This is a genomic window from Streptomyces sp. NPDC048696, from assembly GCF_043198895.1.
Lineage (GTDB): Bacteria > Actinomycetota > Actinomycetes > Streptomycetales > Streptomycetaceae > Streptomyces.
Genome location: NZ_JBICVJ010000011.1, coordinates 174,692 through 194,920, shown reverse-complemented (window position 1 = coordinate 194,920; position 20,229 = coordinate 174,692). Strand labels below are relative to the sequence as shown.

Genomic DNA, 20,229 nt, shown 5'->3' with positions numbered 1-20,229 from the left:
TCCCCCAAGCTCTCAACTTCGTTCGAGCAGGGGGACCCCCACCACCAGCCCGCAGATGACGTACGGCACTTCCCGCGGAGCGCTCAGCGCCACTGGAGCGCGGCAGACCCGAGCGGGGAACGCCGGCCGGGCTGAGGGACCATGCGCCCGCTGTACGCGAACGGGGTCGCCGGTTCGGTGAGCGGGCCGAAGTCGGTCCCGGTGGTCGACAGCTCGGCGAGCGGCGCGCGCCCGGGCCGGGGCAGGTCGATGACGTTCTCCCGGGCAAGCAGCCCGAGTTCCTGCACCCAGTGGCACACCCCGGCCAGGGTCACGCGGATCCGCCACGAGCCGCCCTCCGTCGCACGCCGGCGCAGGACCGTTGCCACGGCGGCGGCCCCGAGGTACGCGGCGAGGTAGTCGTTGAGCAGGTACGTCGGCGGCAGCGACGGCCGGTCGGTCCATTCCTCGACGGCGAACCCGGTTGCCGAGCAGGCGAGTTGGTCGAACCCGCCGCGTTCACCCCAGGGTCCCTCGGCACCCCAGGCGTGGTATTCGAGGGTGATGAGTCCGGGGCGGCGCCGGATGAGTTCCTCGGGCGAGGCCCCGTGCCGGGCGAGTCCGCGGTAGGCGTGCACGAAGACGTCCGTGTCCTGGAGCACCTCGTGGAAGGCCGCACGGTCGTGGTCGTCGCGCAGGTCGCAGTAGGCGTTGCGCTTGCCGCCGCCGGTCATCGCGATCATCGGGATCGGGTCGGGGCGGTCGGGACGCGACAGGTGCAGCACGTCGGCGCCGAACTGGGCGAGGAGCCGCGCCCCGACGGGACCTGCGATGACATGGGTGAGATCGAGCACCCGTACGCCCGTGAGCGCCTCGTCGGCCTCGCCGATCGGCTCCAGCGGCCGGACCGGCCCGTCACCGACGCGTTCGATCTCGACGACCGGGCGCCGCGCGACGTACCGCCCCGCGGGATGCGCGAGCCACTCGTCCCGGCCGCGCACCACGCAGGCGACGCCGCCCCGCGCGCAGATGGCCTCCTCCAGCGTGAAGGCATCCCAGTCGGCCGCGGCCCGCGCGATCCCCGCCTTGTCGAGCCCGCACCTCAGCACGGAACAGACCGCGTCGCGCAGGTGCGGATAGGTGGTGATGAGGAAGATCCACCGGCCGTCGCGTGCCCGGTAGAAGTCGTTGTTGCCGAGCAGCGTCGGATCGTCGAGCAGAGCGCCGATCGGGCGCCCCGAGAGCGTCGTGTGGTAGGTCGCCATGAGCTGGTCGATCGCGGCCCGGGCCTGTACCTCCACCCTCTGGTGCCGGTGACCGCGCTGTTCGCCGAGCGCCGCCGTCTGCCGCCCGAAGACGCCGATCGCGGCGGACATGGCGTCGGCGAGGCGGTGCACCGAGGGCACCAGGGGATCGGCCCCGACAACAGTGATGTCCTCGGCCCCGCGGGCCGGATCAGGGTCGCCGAGGGTGTGCAGCAGCCGGGAGACGATCTCTGCCGTGGACGACGGAGGCGTCGGCTCGGCTGTGGTCAGCGTGTTCGAAGTCATGCCGGGATGCTCGTTCCCGGCACTGTATGAGCGCCCGCATTCACGGATATCCGTGAATCGATGCGAACGTCACGTCCTCCCCTCCTGGATGTGCGCGAGGAGCCGGGCCGCCGCCCGGTCCAGACTCAGCCGCTCCGAGCGGCCACGGCGCCGGTGCGTCAGCACAAGAGCACCCGTGACGACGGGGCCGTCGGTGACGGGGATCGCCAGCGCGCTGACCTCGGGATCGGCCAGACCCTCGCTGCGGCTGATCCGCGACGCCCGGATCGCCGGAAGAGCGCCGCGGAACTCGGCGACCGCCTCGGGGTCATGGCGGGCGAGCTCGTCGAGCAGCCCACGGCGCTCCGCCTCGTCGGTGAAGGCCAGCAGCAGACGGCCCGCGGCGGTACGCAGCAGCGGCCGGGCCATGTGCTCGTCGGCGAGCGGCACGAGGCGCGGAATCTCGTCCTCGCCGCCGCGCGCGAGGTGCACGGCGTCGAGCCCGACCCGCACCGTGAGCAGCACCGGGGTGCCCGCGACGCGGCTCAGCTCGTTGAGCTCCGCCTGCCCGATCCGCGGGACGACCCGGCCGGCGATGAGGTTGAGGACATGCGGGGCGGGCCCGAGCCTGAAGCGCCCGTGCTGCTCCAGCAAAAAACCCGTCACGACAAGGCCGTTGACCAGATCCTGCACCGAACTCGCCGGTGCCCCGACCGTCCGCGCCAGCTCGGCCACGGTCACCCCGCCCGGCGCCCGCGCGGCGGCCTCCAGGATCCATGCGACCCGGTCCACCGTACGGTGATGCCGCCGCCGGCCGTGCTCGCCCATCCCGCTCCACCTTGTCCTTCTTGTTGTCCCTCTTGTGCGCCGTCGGCCGCTCGGGCCGACACAACTCGTTGATCCTTTCCCCCACCACCCCGACGAGCAAGGCCGAGCCGCGGCAACCTCGTGACCCGGCGGTCCCGCCCTGCCTCCGATCCGAGGCCGACGGGGTGTCAGTGCGCGGAGCCCCTCTCCGGTGCCCCGTCGCCCACGGTCTCCGGATATGAGGCGCGGCCGGCGGACTGGTTGTCGGTGTGGTCCGCCCCTTGCGGGTCGATCGTGGCCGCCCAGCGTTCCGCCCAGCGGGCGAGGGGGTTCAGGGCCTGGCGCGCCTCCTGTCCCAGCGGGGTGAGCTCGTAGCGGCTGTCCGGTAGTTGGTGAATCACCTGGGCATCCAGCAGTTCGGTCAGGCGCTGCCGCATCACACTGGAGGACATGTCGTCGCACCGCTTCTGCAAGGGACGGAATCCCAGCGGGCCTGCGCGAAGCTCCCACAGGATGCGCAGACTCCACCGCCGCCCGAACAGATCGAGTGCGGCCATGAGGGGGCGGCCGGTGGTCGAGCCGCGAACAGGACTGCCAGGTCTGGGTGTTGCCATGTCGGGATGTCCAGCTCTCCGGGGTTGATGCTTCGAATTCCGACACGCTAGCATCAGTGACCGCTTCGGAAATCGAAACGTAGGAGGGTGTTGTGGCACCTGCCCTGACGACCTGGGTGAGACGCGTCCCTGAAAGCCCGAATCGACGGAGGCGAGACCGGCCGGGAGGACCAATACATGCGCACGGTGCCCCGAGTTCGACACCCGCGCCGAGTCGCACGGACGGCTCACCCGGAACCTGTTCGTGGCGGTGGGACGGGTGACCGGCACGCGGGAGATCGAGTACAGGATCCACCAGGTCCTGCAGGCCGGCCCAGCGGAACTTCAGTGCCGCCCCGTCAGCGGTTGCCGCCACCGAGCCAACGTCCACTCAGAGCTGGAGACCAGATGACCACGACCGAGTTTCCCTCGGCGGCGGCACGGGCCGCCGCCGCTGCCGCCCTGGCCGAGGACGCGTCAGGGAGGGACGTCACCACCGAGTGGAGCGTTCCCGAGGACCTGGTGGCCACGGCCGAGATCCGCACCCGGCAGGGCGGCATCGCCGCCGGCCTGCCCGTGGTCGCCGAGGTCTTCGCGCAGGTCGACCCCGAAGTCAAGATCGATCCGGCCGTCGCAGAAGGCGCCCAACTGGCCGACGGCCAGGTCCTGGTGCGCCTGTCCGGCTCGGCGCGCAGCCTGATCACCGGGGAGCGTACGGCGCTGAACTTCTTGCAGCGCATGTGCGGCATCGCGACGCTCACCAACCGCTACGTCCAAGCTGTTGCAGGGACCAGGGCGCGCATCCTGGACACACGCAAGACGGCGCCGGGCCTGCGCGCCCTGGACAAGTACGCGGTAACCGCCGGCGGCGGCCACAACCACCGCCTCGATCTCGCGTCGATGGTCCTGCTCAAGGAGAACCACATCGCCGCGGCGGGCGGGGTGACCGCCGCGATCGAGGCGGTCAGGCGCGGGATGGCGCGCACCGGGCAGACCGTGGAGAGCGATGTCGAGGCGCAGACCGTCGCACAGGCCGCCGAGGCCCTCGACGCCGGAGCCCGCTGGATCATGCTCGACAACATGCCGGTGGCCGACATCGAGCAGGTCGTGAAGCTCCGGGCCGGGCGGGCCGACGCTTCCCGGATCCTGCTGGAGGCCTCGGGCACCATCCGCCTGGACACAGTTCTCGCCATCGCCGGGACAGGCGTCGACCTCATCTCGGTCGGGGCGTTGACGCACAGCGCGCCCGCACTGGACCTGACCATGCTGCTGACCACCGGCCCGGTGCCATGTCCGAGGTAGCGATCGTCGACGCGTGTCAGCGAGACGGCGCGGGTGGCAGCCCGACCGCTGTTCTGGATGATGCGCCGTTCACCGACGAGGAGCGATGCCGCGTTCCCACGGAGTGGGGAACCTCGCACGCGGTCTTCCTCCGCGCGACCGGAATCGAGCGTGGTCAGCCCGCGTACGCACTGCGGTTCTTCACCGCCCAGGGCGAACTGCCCGCCTGCGGCCACGGCACCGTCGCCGCCCTCGCCCTGCTCGCCGAACGCACAGGCGGCGGCCACGGCTACCGAGGACATCGCCAACGCCAACAGCACCGCGTGCCTGGCAGCGCATGCTGCGGGGTTCGGCACACACCGCCTCGCTGTCGACATGGGTGACCACCTCGGCAGCCCGTCCACCATCACGGCGACCGTTCACCGCGATCGCACGGGACACCGGATCCGAGTCGGCGGCCAGGCAGCGATCGTGCGCACGGTCATGTGCTGAGGCTTGTGCTTGCATGGCGCGGGGGTCGCTGCGCAGCAGGTCCAACTGCTCCTGCGAGAGCCCGGCCGGTTCTGGCGGCATCTGTGGCAGGGGCTCAGGGTTGATGGCCGATCACGTCGTACTCGTGCGACTCATACCTACTTGTCGGCTCCTCTTCGTTCCAGTCCGGTCCGCGGCCCTTCCGGCGAGGCCCGTCATCGACTCGACCGTCTCCGGCTCGGCGCGCCGGTCGGGGGCCGGGTCGCTGACCCACAGCGCGCCGGCCATGGATCTGAGCATGCTTCTGATCATCAATTCCGAACACAGGAGGTACCGTGGCCAAGGGCTATTGGGTCAGCGTCTACCGCACCATCACAGACCCTGAGAGACTTGCTGCCTACGACAAGCTGGCCGGTCCAGCCGTCAGGGCCGCGGGCGGGCGGCTCCTCTCCCGCGGCAGCCGGGTCGTCGCACACGACGCCGGAATCGCCGAGCGCACCATCCTGGTGGAGTTCGACACCTTCGAACAGGCGGTCGCCGCACGCGCGAGTGCGGCCTACCAGGAGGCACTGGCCGTACTTGCTGACTGCGTCGAGCGCGACTTCCGCATCATCGAAGGCCTCGACTGACGACCGATGCCGCGGTCAGGGAGGAACACGATGATGCCGCCACCGGAGGACCTGGCGGGCTGGGCGAAGCTGCGCTGGCGACGACGCACTGGCGGCAACGTCACGTACATGTACTCGACCAGCAGATCCGGCCGGTACACGTCCCGATTGCGGTCGAGCTGAAGCCGGAGCATACGGCCACCACTCGGCACGTGTTCCACGAGCAAGTCCCAGCCGACGAAACGTACGCAAAAATACCCCTGCTGGGCGGCGCCACACACCGGCCCCCGTCAGGCGTTTCAACGGTGCCGCAGCAAGCATGGCACCCATGCCGTTCGTGCCGGTCCAGCGGAATGTCCCGGGGCAAGGGGAACCGGGAACGCACCGCGGCACCCCACAGCAGTGGGTGCGGACGGCAGGAGTGCAACCGCCCAACCGGTATCTCTCCCACAAGCCGTATGAAGATGGCCATCGAAGGTGTTTCACCGGGTTGAGGATGCGGCCCCATTCACCAACCCCCTTCCCTCAAAGGCATGGTGTGTCTATGGCGTATGCCATGGACACACCGGCCGACGGTATGAGGCACCCCATATGGCGGGGACCGTCTACGGCTCGCGGTAGCAGGGATACACCTACACCTCTCCTGGAACTCCACGGCTCCTGAAGAGGGTTGCTACGAAGCACGGTGGTGTGCGCGCCCTTGCCAGCGCCGTTCAGGGTATTTCACCATGTGCGCACACGGTTTCTCTGGACCAACCTCCGTGCATCAGACGAGGTTTGTGTCGAGGCCGCTGTCCATCCACCTCGTGCTGGAAGGTACCTCCGTCATGTCTGCTTTGACGTCTGCCCTGACCTGTCTGCCTGCCCGCCTGCGTGCCATGTCCGCAGCCGGTACCGTCGCCATCGCCGCGACGACGGCACTCACCCTGACCACGGCTTCCCATGCCGCCGCAACCCCCCGCCCGGCGAGCACACCGCAGGTGTCGTCCTCCCACGTCATGGACCAGTGGATCGACAGGGCTCTGGCCATCATGAAGGCCAGGCACATCCCCGGCTCCTACGCCGGCATCCTGCGAAACATCAAACGCGAGTCATCCGGCAACCCTCGCGCCGTCAACAACTGGGACTCCAACGCCCGCGCCGGCACCCCCTCCAAGGGGCTGCTCCAGGTCATCGATCCCACGTTCCGAAGGTTCCACGTCGTGGGCACGGCGTGGGACATCTTCGACCCGGTGGCCAACATCGCCGCCGCCTGCAACTACGCCGCTCACACCTACGGCTCCATCGACAACGTCAACTCCGGATACTGACCCCTTCACTACGGGCCACTGCCGGATACGCAACCGTCAGCCCGGGACAGTGTGTTGTCCCGGCTGTCGGTCCAACGGCCCGTGCGGAGCTGCTGAAGACGACGTCACCAGCGAGGCAGTGGCCCTGACGGTCAAGCACGCCGGACAAGGCTCCAGCGCACCGAAGGGGGGTTACGTTCGGCCCGACCCGCCGGTCGGCGGCTTGGGCGTCACGGGCGGGTTGCTTCCGGTCCGGCCTGGCGTACGGCGTCGTGGGCGGCCAGAGCGGCGCGCAGGGTCAGGGTGTCGGCGCCCCGGGAGGCGTCCAGGCCGGTGAGTTCGGTGGCCTTGCGCAGCCGGTAGTCGACCGTGTTCGGGTGCACCTGGAGCCGGGCGGCGGCCCGGCGCCGGTCGAGTCCCCGCGCCAGGAAGGTGCGCAGTGTGTCGAGCAGCTCCGGGCGGTCGTCCAGCGGGTCGAGCAGTGCGGCCAGCCCCGCCCGGGCCGGGCTCGGCCGGCTCAACTGGTAATCCAGCAGCACGTCGTCGAGCAGGTACAGCCCGGGTCCGCGGCCGGACGCCTCGGCCACCGCGCGCACCTCCCCGGCCAGCCGGGCGGCCTCCGCGACCCCTTCGGGTGCCGCGGTCGTCGCCGCGGCCAGCACCTCGGCGCCGCACATCCGGCCGAGCTGCTCGACCAGGTCGGACAGCCGCGCCCGGTCCACGCGGCCGCAGTCGTCCGGCGACGTCGCGTACGGGATCAGTGCCAGCCCGCCCGCGCCGGACAGGACGGAGAGCGGAACGCCCGTCGTCTGGCGCTGGATTTCGTTGCGCAGCCGCCGGAGCTTGCGGCGGGCGGCGACCGCGTGGTCCACGCCGGGCACCAGCTCGTCCGGGTGCGACCCCACCGCGATACTCAGCACCAGATAACAGGCCGGCAGCTGGACGCCGGCCCGGTCCGCCGCGCCCTGGGGGTTGCCGCCCTCCAGCAGCCGCGACAGCAGCGACTGCAGCGCGACCTGCTCGTCACTGAGCGCGGTCTGCCGCTCCTGCACATACCCGGCGGCCACCTCGCAGCTCACCAACCGCAGATACGCGAGCAGTTGGCGCTGCACCAGCAGCACGTCGGCCAGGTCGCCCGGTTCGGCCGCCGAGAAGACCTGGGCGGCGCACTCCTCCGCACCGAGGTGGTAGGCGCCGACGACGGCCTCCAGCGGTACGCCCTCGTCGGCGCGCCGGGCCGACGACTCGCGGATGGCCGCCGCCTCGGCCTGCCCGGGCATCTCCCCGGTGCGCAGGACCGTCGCGAAGGTCCGTATACCGCGGGTGACCTGCTTGGCGATGTCGCCGCCGAGGTGCTCCGCCGGCAGCGTCCCGTATACGGGGAGCCGCTCGACCAGCCGGCGCATCACCGCACGCTCCAGCGAAGCGGCTGAGTCCTGGAGCCGCTTGTGCACCGGCACACCGCCGAACCGCGGGACGTTGTTGCGCTCCACGGCGTTGGATCCGGTCACAATGCACCTCGCACATCTCTGTTCCCCGCCCCGGCGACCGGGCCGCTGACCGGCCCCATGATGTTTCCGGGACATCACCTACTGGTTGGTAACACGACTGACTGGTGGATGGCCAGATGTGGCAGGGCCCCGGCCGCATCGCTCACCGCATTCCCCTGCCGGGGACCGCCGCCCCGGCCGGCCCGACGTGTCGCGCACCGGCCCCCTGCCGGCGCGTCGCTCCCCCAGGAATCGAGGACCGCATGTCCAAGGCAGCTGTTCGCCTGATCTCCGTCGCTGTCGCCGCCGCAGCCATGGCCGCCACGCCCGCCGCCACCGCCGTCGCGGCCGCAAAGGCCGCACCGGCCGCCGCGACGGCCTCGGCGAGCGACCCGTTCTACGCCTACACCGGCAGCGAGCCGCTGTCCTCGTTCGCGCCGGGCACCGTACTCAAGACGCGGACCCTGCAGTACCACGTCATCGGCATCCCCACGCCTCTCAAGGCGGTCCAGCTGCTGTACCGCACCACCGACGCCCAGGGCCGCCCGGCCGCCAACGTGACCACCGTGGTGCGCAGTCTGACCGGCGACAACAGCAAGGCCGTCTCCTACCAGTCGTTCTACGACTCGCTCAACCCGCAGGACAGCCCCTCGCGGGCGATCGCCGGCGACGTCACCCTGGGCGGGGCCATCCCCAACGCGGAGGCCCTCTTCATCGCGCCGCTGCTGCTGCAGGGCTACAACCTCGTCATCCCGGACACCGAGGGGCAGCAGGCGAACTTCGCCGCCGGTCCGGAGTACGGCACCAACACCCTGGACTCCATCCGCGCCGCGACGAAAGCGGCCGAGACGGGGCTCGACTCCACCACGTCGTTCGGCCTCATCGGCTACTCGGGCGGCGCCATCGCGACCAACTGGGCCGCCACGCTCGCGCCGAGCTACGCGCCGGACGTCAACCGCCGACTGGTCGGCTACGCCGAGGGCGGCCTGCTGGTGGACCCGGCACACAACCTGAAGTACGTCGATGGCTCACTGGCCTGGTCCGGCGTCATCCCCATGGCCGTCATCGGCGTCTCCCGCTCGTACGACATCGACCTCAAGAGCTACCTCAACAGCTACGGCCTGAGCGTCTACAAGGACCTCCAGCGCGGCTCGATCATCAACGCCCTCGGCCACTACCCGGGGCTGACGTGGAAGAAGATGGCGAAGCCGCAGTACGCCAACCCCAACTCGATCCCCGCCTTCCTGACGGCGATGAACAAGCTCAACCTCGGCTCCGCCGCCAGCCCGACCGTCCCCGGGTTCATCGGCCAGGGCAACGGAGGCGTCCTCGAAGGGACCTTCAGCAACCGCCCGGGCATCGGCACGGGCGACGGCGTCATGGTCGCCGGCGACGTGCGCTCACTCGCCCGCCAGTACTGTGCCACCGGCGGCTCCGCGGTCAAGTACAGCCAGTACGACCTGCTCAGCCACACGGGCGCGACCCTCGCCTGGGCGCCCGTCGCGCTGGGCTGGCTGAACGACCGCTTCGCCGGCCGCACAGCGCCGTCCGACTGCGGCCGGATCTCCAGCGGCAACTCGCTCGCCCCGGAAGAGCCCGCTCCCCTGTCGTGATCTGTGGCCGCGCCACCCCCACAGAGCCCGGCATCGCCGCGTTCCCGGCCGCCGGGCACGCGGAGCTCCTGTCCGAACGCGACATTCCCGGCCGACGCTCGCGCGGGGTGGAAACTCCGGCCCCCGTGAGCGGCGGTGACGGCTGGTCCGCACGGACGTACGATCGCATCGCCCGATCGTGAGTTCCTGCGGCCACAGGCACGGTGTGCCGCGACCCTGGGGAGCGATGGCATATGCCGGGCCCCCGCTCGGCCATGCCGCAGGGGAGGGGACGCCATGACTGGGGACACGGGACGGCACAGGGGCTTGGACGAGAGGGCGGTCCTCTTGGCGGCCGGCCTTGCCGACTTAGCGGTGAGCACACTGGGGTCGGCCCTGGGGACCGTGCGGGCAGCGCTGCACCGCTCGGACGCCGCCGAACTCGCTGCGGACGCCGAGCACGATCTGCTGGCGCGCGGCCGCCTGATGATGGACCGGTACGCGGCCGCCCCACCCGCCCACCTGGAGATCCTCGCCCAGCACGCGCTGGCTCGGCGGGCCGCCGATGACGCCTGACCGGTGGAAGGCGGCCGCGTTCAAGACGCGGGTCGACGCCGTACTGCACCCCTTCGTGGCCGCGGAGGCCGTGCAGCTGGCGGCCATCGACCCTCTTCTCGACCCGGTGGCACGCGAGTTGGAGTCCGCAGTCGCCGACGGCAAGCGGCTGCGGTCGGCATTCTGCTACTGGGGCTGGCGCGCGGCAGGGCAGCCGGACAGCGATGCGATGGTGCGAGCGGCGGCCTCGATGGAGCTGGTACACGCCGCCGCGGTCGTCCATGACGACCTCATCGACGACAGCCCGCTGCGGCACGGCCGCCCCACGCCGCACATCGCACTACGCGGCGCAGTACGCCGTCGGCCGCGTGCCACGGCCGCCGCGAGATCACTCGCGATGCTGGTGGGCGACCTGCTGATGTCGCTCGCCGGCCAGCTCTTCGCCACCAGCGGCCTGCCTGCCGCGTACCTCGCGCGAGCCCGCCCACTGTGGTCGCTGCTCGCCCGGGAACTGATCGCGGGCGAATGCCTGGAGATCCTGCGCACCGGCAGCCGTCCCGACACCTCGGCATCACTGAAGGTGATCCGGTACAAGACCGCCAAGTACACCGTGGAACAACCCCTGCTGATCGGTTCCGCGCTCGCCGGGGCCGGCGACCGACTGCGGCAGGGCTACTCCGCGTACGGGCTGCCGCTCGGAGAGGCCTTCCAGCTCCGGGACGATCTGCTCGGGCTGTTCGGCGACCCGCAGCGCACGGGCAAGGCCAACGCGGACGATGTGCGCGGCCACCGGCCCACCGCCCTGCTGGCCGAGACATGGCGCCTGGCCGATGAAGGCGAGCGGGAGCGGCTCGGCTCACTGCTCGGCCGCCGTGATCTGGACGAGCAGGCACTGGCCGAGGTCCGCGCCGTGATGCGCCGGGTGAAGGCCCCCGACCGCATCGAAGCCATGATCACCGATCGGGTCGAGGAGGCCCAGGCCGCGGTGCACACCCTGAACGCGCCGCCGCCCGCCGCGGCTGCCCTGACCGCACTGGCGCGCTCCGCCGCGATCCGTCTGTCCTGACCCGCCCCACACGAGGAGTGCTGTCATGACGTACACCGAGGCTTCCATGGACGCCCTGCGGCACGCGGGCGACGAACTCGCCGACGCCACCGTGGCCACGCTGTTCGAACGGGGGGAGGTGGGCAAGTTCAACACCCTGATGCGGTACGTCTCCACCGTCGGCGCCCCCTTGCCGGACGGCCTGCCCGATGTGGCGCGGGAGTACCTCCAGGTCACCAGTACGCCGCCGACCTGGGTGGACTGGGGCGAGATGGAGCGGGCCCGGCTCTTCTTCATCGACAACAACGTGCACATCTCCACCGCCCTGTCCTTCGCCTCCATGCCGGCCTGCTACGTCGTCCCGCACGTGGCGAAGCTCCTCTCTGCCACCCACGGCCTGAAGTACCCCTCCAAACGGATGGCGGAGACCGGGCAGTTCACCGTCTACCTGATGCAGCCCGACGCCTTCGAGGCAGGCAGCCGGTTCATCCCCGCGGCCCAGAAGGTCCGCCTCCTGCACGCGTCCATCCGCCACCACCTCAAGCGCGAGAACCACTGGGACACCGCAACGCTCGGTACGCCGATCTGCCAAGAGGACATGATCGGCGGACAGATGTTCTTCTCCCTGCTCGTCCTGGACAGCCTGCACCGCCTCGGCATCCACATGTCCACCGAAGGCGCCGAGGCGTACTACTACGCCTGGCGCGTGGTCGGTGCCATGCTCGGCATCGACCAGGAGGCCGTCCCCACAACCCTTGACCAGGCACGGCAGTTCCTCGACCGGTACATGGTCCGCCACATGGCCCCCTCCGACGAAGGCGTCCATCTCACCCGGCAGCTCATCGACCTCTACGAGGAGATCGTGCCCGGCACCTTCTTCGATCCGATCGTCTCCGCGCTCATCCGCCACCTCATCGGCGACACCTGTGCCGACTGGCTCCAGGTACCGCGCAGCCGCTGGGACACCGTGGTCAAGACCGTGCCGCACCTCCTCGGCGTACTGGAGACGATCGAGGACCGCTCTCCCCTCGGAGCCTGGGCACTCGACCGCCTCGGCCACCTCACAGCCGTCCTGGAACTGTCCTCCCTCACCCGCGGGCGCGTCATGCACTACGCCATTCCGGAACAGCTCAAGAAGGACTTCGGCGTCGACGGGACGGTGTCCCGCACCCACCGGTGGACACCACCGGCTGCCACGGTGTCTCCGTGACGCCCGAATTCACCAGTGCTCGGCCTCGCGCTCGTAGCGGCAGAGATGCCGCAAGCGTCCCGATGAGCCGGATGCCGCCAGCATCAACACATTGATGAACACCTCGGTGCCGCCATTGGACAGGAGAGGGCCTTGGAGCCGGGGGCGGGCAGGACTTGCCGACCGCCGGTGCCGCGTACCAGGGGGCGCGCAACGGTGCAGCAGGCCGGCAGAGAGATCTCGATGCCGCGCCCAAGACCCAGTCGCTTCAGCCACTCACCAAACCCACTGGCCAATGAAGTTGCTGTAAGTGACCACCGGGCCCCATGATGCGGCAGGCGGTTCCCGCCACTCGCTTCAGCACCGCTTTCATCCCGTGGGGGGATCTGTCCATATGGGCGCTTCGCTGCGCGCCTCGCGCGTTCTCGTCCTGCTCGCCGGCTTCTACCTGCTCGGCGTCTTCCTGCTGGCCGCCCTCGCGGGCGCCGACTACGCCGTCTTCACCTACTTGCACGGCCCGATCGTCTATAAGATCGTCATCCCCTCCCTCGTCCTCGTGATCCCGATCGTGCGCGGCATGTTCATGCTGCGTACCCCCAAGGACGATGCGCCGACCGGCATCACCGTCACCGCCACCGAGGCCCAGGAGCCCGCGCTGTGGGAGGCCGTGCGCGACGTCGCCCGGCAGGTCGGCACCCGCGCACCGGACGAGATCGTGCTGATCGAGAAGGTGAACGCGGCCGTCAGCGAGGAATCCTCACTGATGGGCCTGCGGCCCGGTACCCGTCGCCTCTACCTCGGCCTGCCGCTGATGATGGGTATGGACGAGATGCAGCTGCGCGCGGTCCTCGCCCACGAGATGGGCCACTACGCCAACTTCGACACGCGCCTCACCCCCCTGATCACCCGCGGCCGCGCCCAACTGATCCGCACCGTCGCCCACTTCCACGAGCGCTCCGCCAAGAAGCTCGCCAATGAGCGCGCGAGGCAGGACAAGCACGCCGCCAAGCGGATCGCCAAGGGCAGGAGGGTGACGAAGGTCGAGACACCGGGCCTGGGTGCGACGTACCGCGGCATGGCCAACATCTACACGGCGTACGGCAACTTCTTCACGCGCACCACCCTCGCCGCCGCCCGCCGCCAAGAACTCGCGGCCGACCTCGCCGCGGTCCAGGTGGCCGGCCGTGACGCCGCCGCATCCGCCCTGCGCGAGCTCAACGCCCTCGACTCGGCGCTCGACTTCTACATGAGCTCCTACGCCACCCTCGGCGTCGGCGCCGGCCTGCTGCCCCGCCCCGGCCAGGTGTTCGGCGGACTGCGCAACCTGCTCGACGCCCGCGCACCGGAGCTGGAGAAGCTGAGCCGGGAGCTCCCGACCGAGCCCGCCTCCCGCTACGACTCCCACCCCGCTCTCGCCGAGCGCGTGGCCCGCATCGAGGCCCTGCCCGACGACGGCCGCGCCGGGCAGGCCGCCCGCCCGGCCCTGGAACTGCTGGCTGACGCGAACGCGGCGCTGACCGCGCTTGAGCAGGCCGTCCTGACCCCGCAGGCCCTCGCCCTCACGCGGGTGGACTGGGAGGACCTCGTCCACGAGTCGATGACCGTGTACGCCGACCAGGGCGCACAGGAGATCCGCGAGGCCTGCGCGGCCGAGGGCGTCGGCCCCGGCCTCGCCACCTTCCTCGACGCGATCGACGCCGACCCGGCGGTGCGCTGGCGGATCGTCGACCGCTTCCCCAAGTCCGAGCAGGCGGCAGCCGCGACCGGCGACGCGGTCCGCGAGTTCGCCCGCCCGGCCGCGCGGCGCGCCCTGAACCAGCTGGTCACCGTAGAACTGACAGCGGGTGGCGCCGCCCGCTGGCAACTCTCCTGGTCCCACCCGGCCGCCCTGCGCTACCCGACGGACGGCTTCGAGGACCAGCTTGAGGCGGCCCTGGACGCGACGGTCGCAGACCAGCCCGACACGGAACCCCTGCGAAAGCTGGTACTTGCCCGGGCATCGGTCTGATCACCCTCGGAGTCCCGCTGTTGCCCGGGCCGCGCGGAGCTGGCACGCCCATCTGCGGCGTTGTCGTCGGTTGCCGACGCTCCGCGTCGACGGCGGCGAGGACCAGGCGCTGGAGTTCGCCGGGTGCCTGGTGGACCGGAAAATACACGAAAGCCCCTCGTCGGCCCGGAGGCTGACGAGGGGCCAGGAGGGACGGGAGGACCGGCCCGGCTGTATCAGGTGCAGGTCATCATGACGGGTGCATGGTCGGGGTCATGCCGGTAGCACAGCTCCTGCGGATGCTTCAGGTCGTCGAGGTTCCGCTGGGCGACGGCACCTTGCCACAGAGCCTGGGGGGAACCGGAATTCTCCAGCAGGCGGGGGTAGCGCAGGACTTCCCAGGCCGGGAACTTGTCCTTGGCCGCGTCGATGTCGAAGCCGGTGAAGTTCTTGTTCTTGTCGTCGTAGCCGTGCGGGTAGATGTGGAACGTGGCGTTGATGCGGCCGAAGTCCACGAGGGAACCTTGCGGTGTGTCCACGAACGAGTTGACCGCTGACACATCGATGCGGATGCCGCCGTCACCGTAGGGCTCGACCCAGTATTCGTTCTGCGGTGTCTTGTCGTCCTGCACGACCTTGGCGTGCTCGGTACGGACGAGCGGCTTGGCGTTACGGCAGCCGAAGGTCTTGGTGCAGGACTGGTCGACGTACACTCCGACCTGGCCGGTCGCGGTGTCCCAGGCAATCGACACCTTGGAACTGGCGGTGGGATCCGTACTCCAGGAGCGGTGGTTTCCGATTTCTTCGCTGGACAGGTTGCCGTCGGCGATGTAGCCGCGTGCCACGACAACGCCCCGGTCGGGCCCCTTGGGCATCAACACGGCACTCTGCTTCAGGTCACCCGGCACCGGGTTGCCTTCGAAATGCCATGCCCTCGCCTTGTCCCACAGCGGGTTCGCGGTCTCGTTCGGCGACCACCGGATCGGGCCGTGCTCGAACATCTGGGTGACGCCCTCCTGCTGGAGCTCGTCGGTGACCGGGTAGCCGTACACGCCGCCTTCCCATCCGGCGTCGGCCCAGCGCTGCCCGATGAGGCCCCACACGGGGTGGACGCCGTTGGAGCGGGAGGGGTGCCAGTAGAGCGAACCGCCCTGGAACACCTGCCGCTTGCCCTGCCCGTCCGGCAGGGTGATCTCGTCACTGGTGGGGTAGCCCAGGGATCCCTTCTCCCAGCCCATGGCAGCCCACTTGTCGCGGATGAGGCCCCAGATGGCGTGAGCGTCCGTGCTCGGGGTCCAGTAGATGGAGCCGCCGTCGAAGACGGTGAACCGGCCGATGCCGTCCGGGGTGGTCTGCTCGTCGGTCTGGGGGCATCCGAGAGAGCCGTTCTGGCCTCCCAGCTCGTTGTACTTGTCCAGGATGCGGCCCTGGACGGTGTGACCGCATACCGCCTGCTGAGCCGCCGATGCGGAGGCGGCCTGGACACCCAGCAGCAGGGTAATTGACGCGAGCGGGACAAGGAACCGTGCCGTTCTTGATCTGGTCATGGCCGAAAGTATCGACGGATACAGAGACCGCGCGCTGCGAGAGAAAGAGCCAAAAGTCCGGACCAGCCCTGGTGGACAACGCGCATCCCCGGCTTCGTACGGATCAAACCAGCTTCGTACGGATGAAAGATGAAGGGGGACAGTCGTTGATGCGGTCGGCCGCCGAGAGCCTCGCCGCGTTCTGAACGATGCCTCGAATGCCTCCATGGTCGTGTATTTCGTCCGGGCGACCGGAGGATCGCACTGGCCCTGCGATCCCAGGGCCTGCCGTCCGGTTCCGTTTGTAGAGAACCTGTCAATTCCCTGCCGGAGGCCGTCTCCCCCGGTCACACTTGTCGGCGCGCAGGTACAACTGGTGGTGGGCTGGCGGCCTGCCCACGATGGCGCGCTGGACATGCCCCACCGGCAATTCCTCCCGAGTCCGGGCGTCTGCGGGTTTCGGCTCTCTCCCTCCCCCAGCCACGACACCGAATCCGACTGGGGGAGAGTCTTGTTACGTTCCCGTCTCACGAGACCCTTAACGGCCTTCGTCGCGGTGCTGCTGCTCGCCTGGCCGACCGCCGCGTCGGCATCCACCGGGCACCCGGTGCACAAGGTCCGCAAGATCACCAGTACCTACATCATCACCGACCCGAACCTGCTCCGCTCGCCCCAACGCCTCGTCGCCGCTACCGACTCGGAGGACACGCTGAGGAAGATGGGCTACCGGGCCGTCGGTGAACCGGGCACCACCGCCGCACCTCGGGCCAGTGCCAACAAACCAGACCCCTCGTACGTCGTCAGCAGTTCCCGCTTCCCCAACGGGAAAAAGCCTGCCGACCCGTACGACTACGCGACCCCCGCCGAGTGCCAGGCCCACATCTTCGACGCCACACGCACCATCGGGTGGATCAAAAACCGCTACTCGTACTGCAACAGCTTCGCCTATGCCCGGTTCGCCTATCAATGTGACGACGGCTGCCACGTCGTCGGCCATCTGGTAGCGACCCCCTGGATCTACGGCAACGGCAAGATCGGCGGATACCGGGGGACAAACGACCGCTGGGCCCACTTCAGCATCCACTTCACCCCGCTGAAGGTCACCGGCGTCTACACCACCGACGGCTTCATGACCATCACCATGAGGTGCAAGGGCTACGTGAAACACGAGCGCGATGACACGGCCTGCTATGTCGGTGACCGCAATGGCCGCACCGCGTTCATCCCCACGCTGCGGCAGGACGACGAGTTCCATATGGACCTGGTCTCCGACGCGTTCACCCCAGGCCCGTTCGCAGGCCCGCAGATTTCCTCCGGCGTCTTCCAGATCCACATCGAGGTCGACCTCCCCGGCTTCGAACCGGTCGCCCAGGCCGACGGCCCCGAGGGCGGCATGCGGTTCGACAGCGCCTGGTACCTCGCCCCCACTTCGCCAAAGGAACAGCTCGGGTCTGTCTTCGACCGCGCTCGTCCCGGGATGTCCTACGACGAGGACGACAACGCCATCCACGACGTCGCCGAGCACATCCGCGGCGCCCGCGCCAACCCGGCCGCAACCGACCCCTACGCTCCCGAAAAGAAGCTGGCGGGAGCCGTGCCCAGCGACCCCATCCACCGCTTGGCGCAGGGATCGGGGCAGTACCAGAATGAGCGCTACAAGGCGAACCGCTCCGAGACCAGCAGCTTCTGCGAGAGCAAGTGGATGGAGCAGAAACCGGCGCGGGGCGTCTGGGAGTGCGACGAGTACCCCTTCGCCTCCTCTTACGAAGGCTCCGCCCGCTACCGCTACGACAAGCAGAAATACAAGAACTGGTGGTCGGCTGCCTGGACCACCGGCGGCCAGAACGGAGACAACGGCGAAGCCGGAAGGAGACTCGGCCGCTGGTACACCAACGACCGCATCCTGGACGCGGAGCCGTTCTTCGTCCCCATCGAGGGTTCGCCCGGCACTGCCCCGACCGGCCGTATCACGCCCGTGCAGGTCGGTCAGGCCATGGACGTCTTCGGTGACGCCACCAACCGGCACGAGTCCGCCGACCGGTATGTAAGGGGACACGGCTGGTCCGGCTGGAACGATCTGGGCGGTTACATCGTCAGCGACTCCTCCGCGGTCTCCCTCGACGGGAGGGCCGAGGTGTTCGGCCGCGGCGCGAACCTGCACGTCTACCAGAAGGTGTCGACGTCGGGGGACGGCTGGTCCGCCTGGCACGACTTGGGCGGCAACCTGATCGGGGACCTGTCCGCGATCTCCTTCGGACATCAGGTCCAGGTCTTCGGACGCGGCCCCGACCACCACGCCTACCAGAAGGTGTGGGACCCGGGAACCGGCTGGTCCGGATGGAACGACCTTGGCGGAAGCCTCGTCAGCGACGTCAGCGCGATCCAGTACGGAGGACAGGCGCAAGTCTTCGGGGTCGGCGACAACCACCACGCGTACCAGAAGGTGTGGGACCCGCAGACCGGGTGGTCCGGGTGGAACGATCTCGGAGGAGGCTTCGTCGGCGACCTGTCCGCCCTTCAGTACGGGGAACAGGTCCAGGTCTTCGGCACCGGTCCGGACAACCGCGCCTACCAGAAGGTATGGGACACCAAAACCGGCTGGTCCGCGTGGCACAGCCTGGGCGGGCAGTTCATTACCGATCTGTCCGTGATCCAGTACGGGGAACAGGTCCAGGTCTTCGGCACCAGCCCGGACCACCGGGCCCACCAGAAGGTTTGGGACACCAAAACGGGCTGGTCCGCGTGGAACGATCTCGGCGGTCGACTCATCGGCGACCTGTCCGCCCTCCAGTACGGGGAGCAGGTACAGGTCTTCGGACGCGGCTCGAACGGTCACGCGGAGCAGAAGGTATGGGACACGAAGACCGGCTGGTCCGGGTGGAACGATCTCGGCGGCAAGTTCACCTGACGTGAACCGGTGTAGTGGCGGTCCCCAGGCATCCGCCGCTACACCCCCAGACGCTTGCACCGCCGGCCCAGGAAGACCGCAGCCCCGAGGTGGCAGCCGCATGTGTCCACCTCGGCGTCGGCGGCGAGAGGCCGGGTACCCCACGCTCGCGGGTCCGCGTCGCCAGGTGCCGGGTACCCGCGCTCACGGGTACCCGGCACCTCTCACGATCTGTCCGGTGCGGGTCCGGTGCTCTCCCGGACGACCAGACGCGTGGCCAGTTCCATCCGCAACGTGCCTTCGGGGAGCGCCGCTTTCGCGCCCTGCAGGACGATACGGGTGGCCATGCCCGCCATTTCGCGGAGCGGCTGGCGCACGGTGGTCAGCGGCGGGGCGGCCCAGACCGCATGGGGAACGTCGTCGAAGCCGACGACGCTCACGTCCTGCCCGACGCGCAGCCCGGCCTGCCGGAGCGCCTCGTAGGCACCGAGGGCCATCAGGTCACTGCTGGCGAACACCGCGGTGGGCGGTTCCGGGAGCGCCAGGAGGTCGCACATGCCGGAGAAGCCGGTGGTGTAGTAGAAGTTGCCGGGCCGCATCAGCGCGGGGTCGGCACCGATTCCGGCGGCCTCCAGCGCGGAGCGGTACCCGTCCAGGCGCGCCCGCGCGCACAGGGTTTCTTCCAGTCCCTGCAGGATACCGATCCTGCGGTGCCCCAGCTCGATCAGGTGCTGGGTCGCGGCCAGCCCGCCCTGCCAGTTGGTCGCGCCCACCGACGGGATGCTGGGGTCGGGGCTGCCCACCGGGTCGACCACGGCCAGCGGGACGCCCAGGGCCTCCACCCGCCGGCGCTGCGCCGGGGTGAGGTCGGTGACGGCCAGGACGATGCCGTCGGAACCGCGCTTCATAAGGTTGTCGAGCCAGCGCAGGGTGTCGGCGGCGCCCCCGTGAGTGGCGGTCACCACCACGCCGGTGCCGTGCTCGGCCGCCTCGCGCTGTACGCCCTGCACCACTTCGCCCGACCACAGGGTGTCCACTTCCCGGATAACCAGGTCCACGAGCCCCACGGTCTCCTTCGGCCGGGCCCGGCGGCGCAGGTAGTTGTGGCGCTGCAGCAACTCCTCCACCCGGGCGCGGGTCTCGGCCGCTACCTGGCTGTGGCCGTTGAGGACCTTGGAGACCGTGGGTGTGGACACACCGGCCTCCCGCGCGATGTCGGCGATGGTGACCCGGGGCCCCTCATGCGTCCCGGCAGGTACCGATCCGCCAGGTACCGATCCGGCAGGGCGTTCTCGGCCGGGCATACGGACCCCATCTCTCATGCTTCTGATGACAGCTCAGATTAGTTGAACACGGCTGCGAGCCTTCCCGACAGTTTCGGTCTTGTATCGCCGAATCAAT

At 69.6% G+C, this 20,229-nt stretch carries 16 protein-coding genes; 10 read left to right on the top strand and 6 right to left on the bottom strand.

The genetic code is table 11. The annotated features are described in order from the left end of the window. Positions 1-83 precede the first annotated feature (83 nt). The 3 genes from ACGFRG_RS24085 to ACGFRG_RS24075 all read right to left on the bottom strand — a co-directional run bounded on the left by ACGFRG_RS24085 (position 84) and on the right by ACGFRG_RS24075 (position 2,872). Positions 84-1,529, bottom strand: coding sequence for a CoA transferase (locus tag ACGFRG_RS24085; protein ID WP_393267028.1), 1,446 nt, complete (start codon positions 1,527-1,529; stop codon positions 84-86). Positions 1,530-1,598: 69 nt separating this feature from the next. Beyond that, positions 1,599-2,336, bottom strand: coding sequence for a helix-turn-helix domain-containing protein (locus ACGFRG_RS24080; RefSeq protein ID WP_361432535.1), 738 nt, complete (start codon positions 2,334-2,336; stop codon positions 1,599-1,601). 167 nt (positions 2,337-2,503) lie between these two features. After that, a complete protein-coding gene (locus ACGFRG_RS24075; RefSeq protein ID WP_393267025.1) occupies positions 2,504-2,872 on the bottom strand; it encodes a winged helix-turn-helix transcriptional regulator in 369 nt (122 codons plus the stop codon). A 444-nt stretch (positions 2,873-3,316) separates the two neighbouring features. Between ACGFRG_RS24075 and nadC the strand changes: the two genes are divergently transcribed. From nadC to ACGFRG_RS24055, 4 genes are all read left to right on the top strand, one after another. Next, positions 3,317-4,210: a carboxylating nicotinate-nucleotide diphosphorylase gene (nadC, locus tag ACGFRG_RS24070; RefSeq protein WP_393267022.1), complete on the top strand. Its 894-nt coding sequence runs from the start codon at positions 3,317-3,319 to the stop codon at positions 4,208-4,210. Further along, positions 4,198-4,572, top strand: a complete 375-nt coding sequence (locus ACGFRG_RS24065) for a PhzF family phenazine biosynthesis protein (RefSeq protein WP_393267019.1) — start codon at positions 4,198-4,200, stop codon at positions 4,570-4,572. The genes nadC and ACGFRG_RS24065 overlap by 13 nt, the downstream gene beginning before the upstream one ends. A gap of 423 nt (positions 4,573-4,995) precedes the next feature. Further along, positions 4,996-5,289, top strand: coding sequence for a DUF1330 domain-containing protein (locus tag ACGFRG_RS24060; protein WP_393267016.1), 294 nt, complete (start codon positions 4,996-4,998; stop codon positions 5,287-5,289). An 857-nt stretch (positions 5,290-6,146) separates the two neighbouring features. Then, positions 6,147-6,578, top strand: coding sequence for a transglycosylase SLT domain-containing protein (locus ACGFRG_RS24055; protein ID WP_361432523.1), 432 nt, complete (start codon positions 6,147-6,149; stop codon positions 6,576-6,578). Positions 6,579-6,787: 209 nt separating this feature from the next. Here ACGFRG_RS24055 and ACGFRG_RS24050 read toward each other — a convergent pair whose 3' ends face one another. Continuing rightward, a complete protein-coding gene (locus ACGFRG_RS24050; protein ID WP_361432521.1) occupies positions 6,788-8,068 on the bottom strand; it encodes a helix-turn-helix domain-containing protein in 1,281 nt (426 codons plus the stop codon). A gap of 242 nt (positions 8,069-8,310) precedes the next feature. Here ACGFRG_RS24050 and ACGFRG_RS24045 point away from each other — a divergent pair, with 242 nt between their 5' ends. The 5 genes from ACGFRG_RS24045 (at position 8,311) to ACGFRG_RS24025 (ending at position 14,436) form a co-directional block, all read left to right on the top strand. Beyond that, positions 8,311-9,660, top strand: a complete 1,350-nt coding sequence (locus tag ACGFRG_RS24045; RefSeq protein ID WP_393267012.1) for a lipase family protein — start codon at positions 8,311-8,313, stop codon at positions 9,658-9,660. A 276-nt stretch (positions 9,661-9,936) separates the two neighbouring features. Then, positions 9,937-10,215, top strand: a complete 279-nt coding sequence (locus ACGFRG_RS24040; protein WP_361432517.1) for a polyprenyl synthetase — start codon at positions 9,937-9,939, stop codon at positions 10,213-10,215. Continuing rightward, positions 10,205-11,260, top strand: a complete 1,056-nt coding sequence (locus ACGFRG_RS24035) for a polyprenyl synthetase family protein (RefSeq protein WP_393267009.1) — start codon at positions 10,205-10,207, stop codon at positions 11,258-11,260. Before ACGFRG_RS24040 ends, ACGFRG_RS24035 begins: the two co-directional genes overlap by 11 nt. 25 nt (positions 11,261-11,285) lie before the next feature. Then, the gene (locus ACGFRG_RS24030) at positions 11,286-12,449 is read left to right on the top strand and encodes an oxygenase MpaB family protein (protein WP_393267006.1); all 1,164 of its coding nucleotides are present in this window, start codon (positions 11,286-11,288) and stop codon (positions 12,447-12,449) included. A gap of 373 nt (positions 12,450-12,822) precedes the next feature. Then, positions 12,823-14,436: a M48 family metalloprotease gene (locus ACGFRG_RS24025; protein WP_393267003.1), complete on the top strand. Its 1,614-nt coding sequence runs from the start codon at positions 12,823-12,825 to the stop codon at positions 14,434-14,436. Between the two features lie 215 nt (positions 14,437-14,651). On the opposite strand, the gene ACGFRG_RS24020 is transcribed toward ACGFRG_RS24025, so the two are convergent. Continuing rightward, positions 14,652-15,962: an LGFP repeat-containing protein gene (locus ACGFRG_RS24020; RefSeq protein ID WP_393267000.1), complete on the bottom strand. Its 1,311-nt coding sequence runs from the start codon at positions 15,960-15,962 to the stop codon at positions 14,652-14,654. A gap of 490 nt (positions 15,963-16,452) precedes the next feature. Between ACGFRG_RS24020 and ACGFRG_RS24015 the strand changes: the two genes are divergently transcribed. Next, positions 16,453-18,849 carry a hypothetical protein gene (locus ACGFRG_RS24015; protein ID WP_393266997.1) on the top strand — a complete coding sequence of 799 codons (2,397 nt, stop codon included), beginning with the start codon at positions 16,453-16,455 and terminating at the stop codon, positions 18,847-18,849. 203 nt (positions 18,850-19,052) lie between these two features. Here the strand turns inward: ACGFRG_RS24015 and ACGFRG_RS24010 are convergent, their stop codons facing one another. Next, positions 19,053-20,132 (bottom strand): LacI family DNA-binding transcriptional regulator, encoded by a 1,080-nt coding sequence (locus ACGFRG_RS24010; RefSeq protein WP_393266995.1) that lies wholly within the window; start codon positions 20,130-20,132, stop codon positions 19,053-19,055. Between the last annotated feature and the right edge of the window lie 97 nt (positions 20,133-20,229).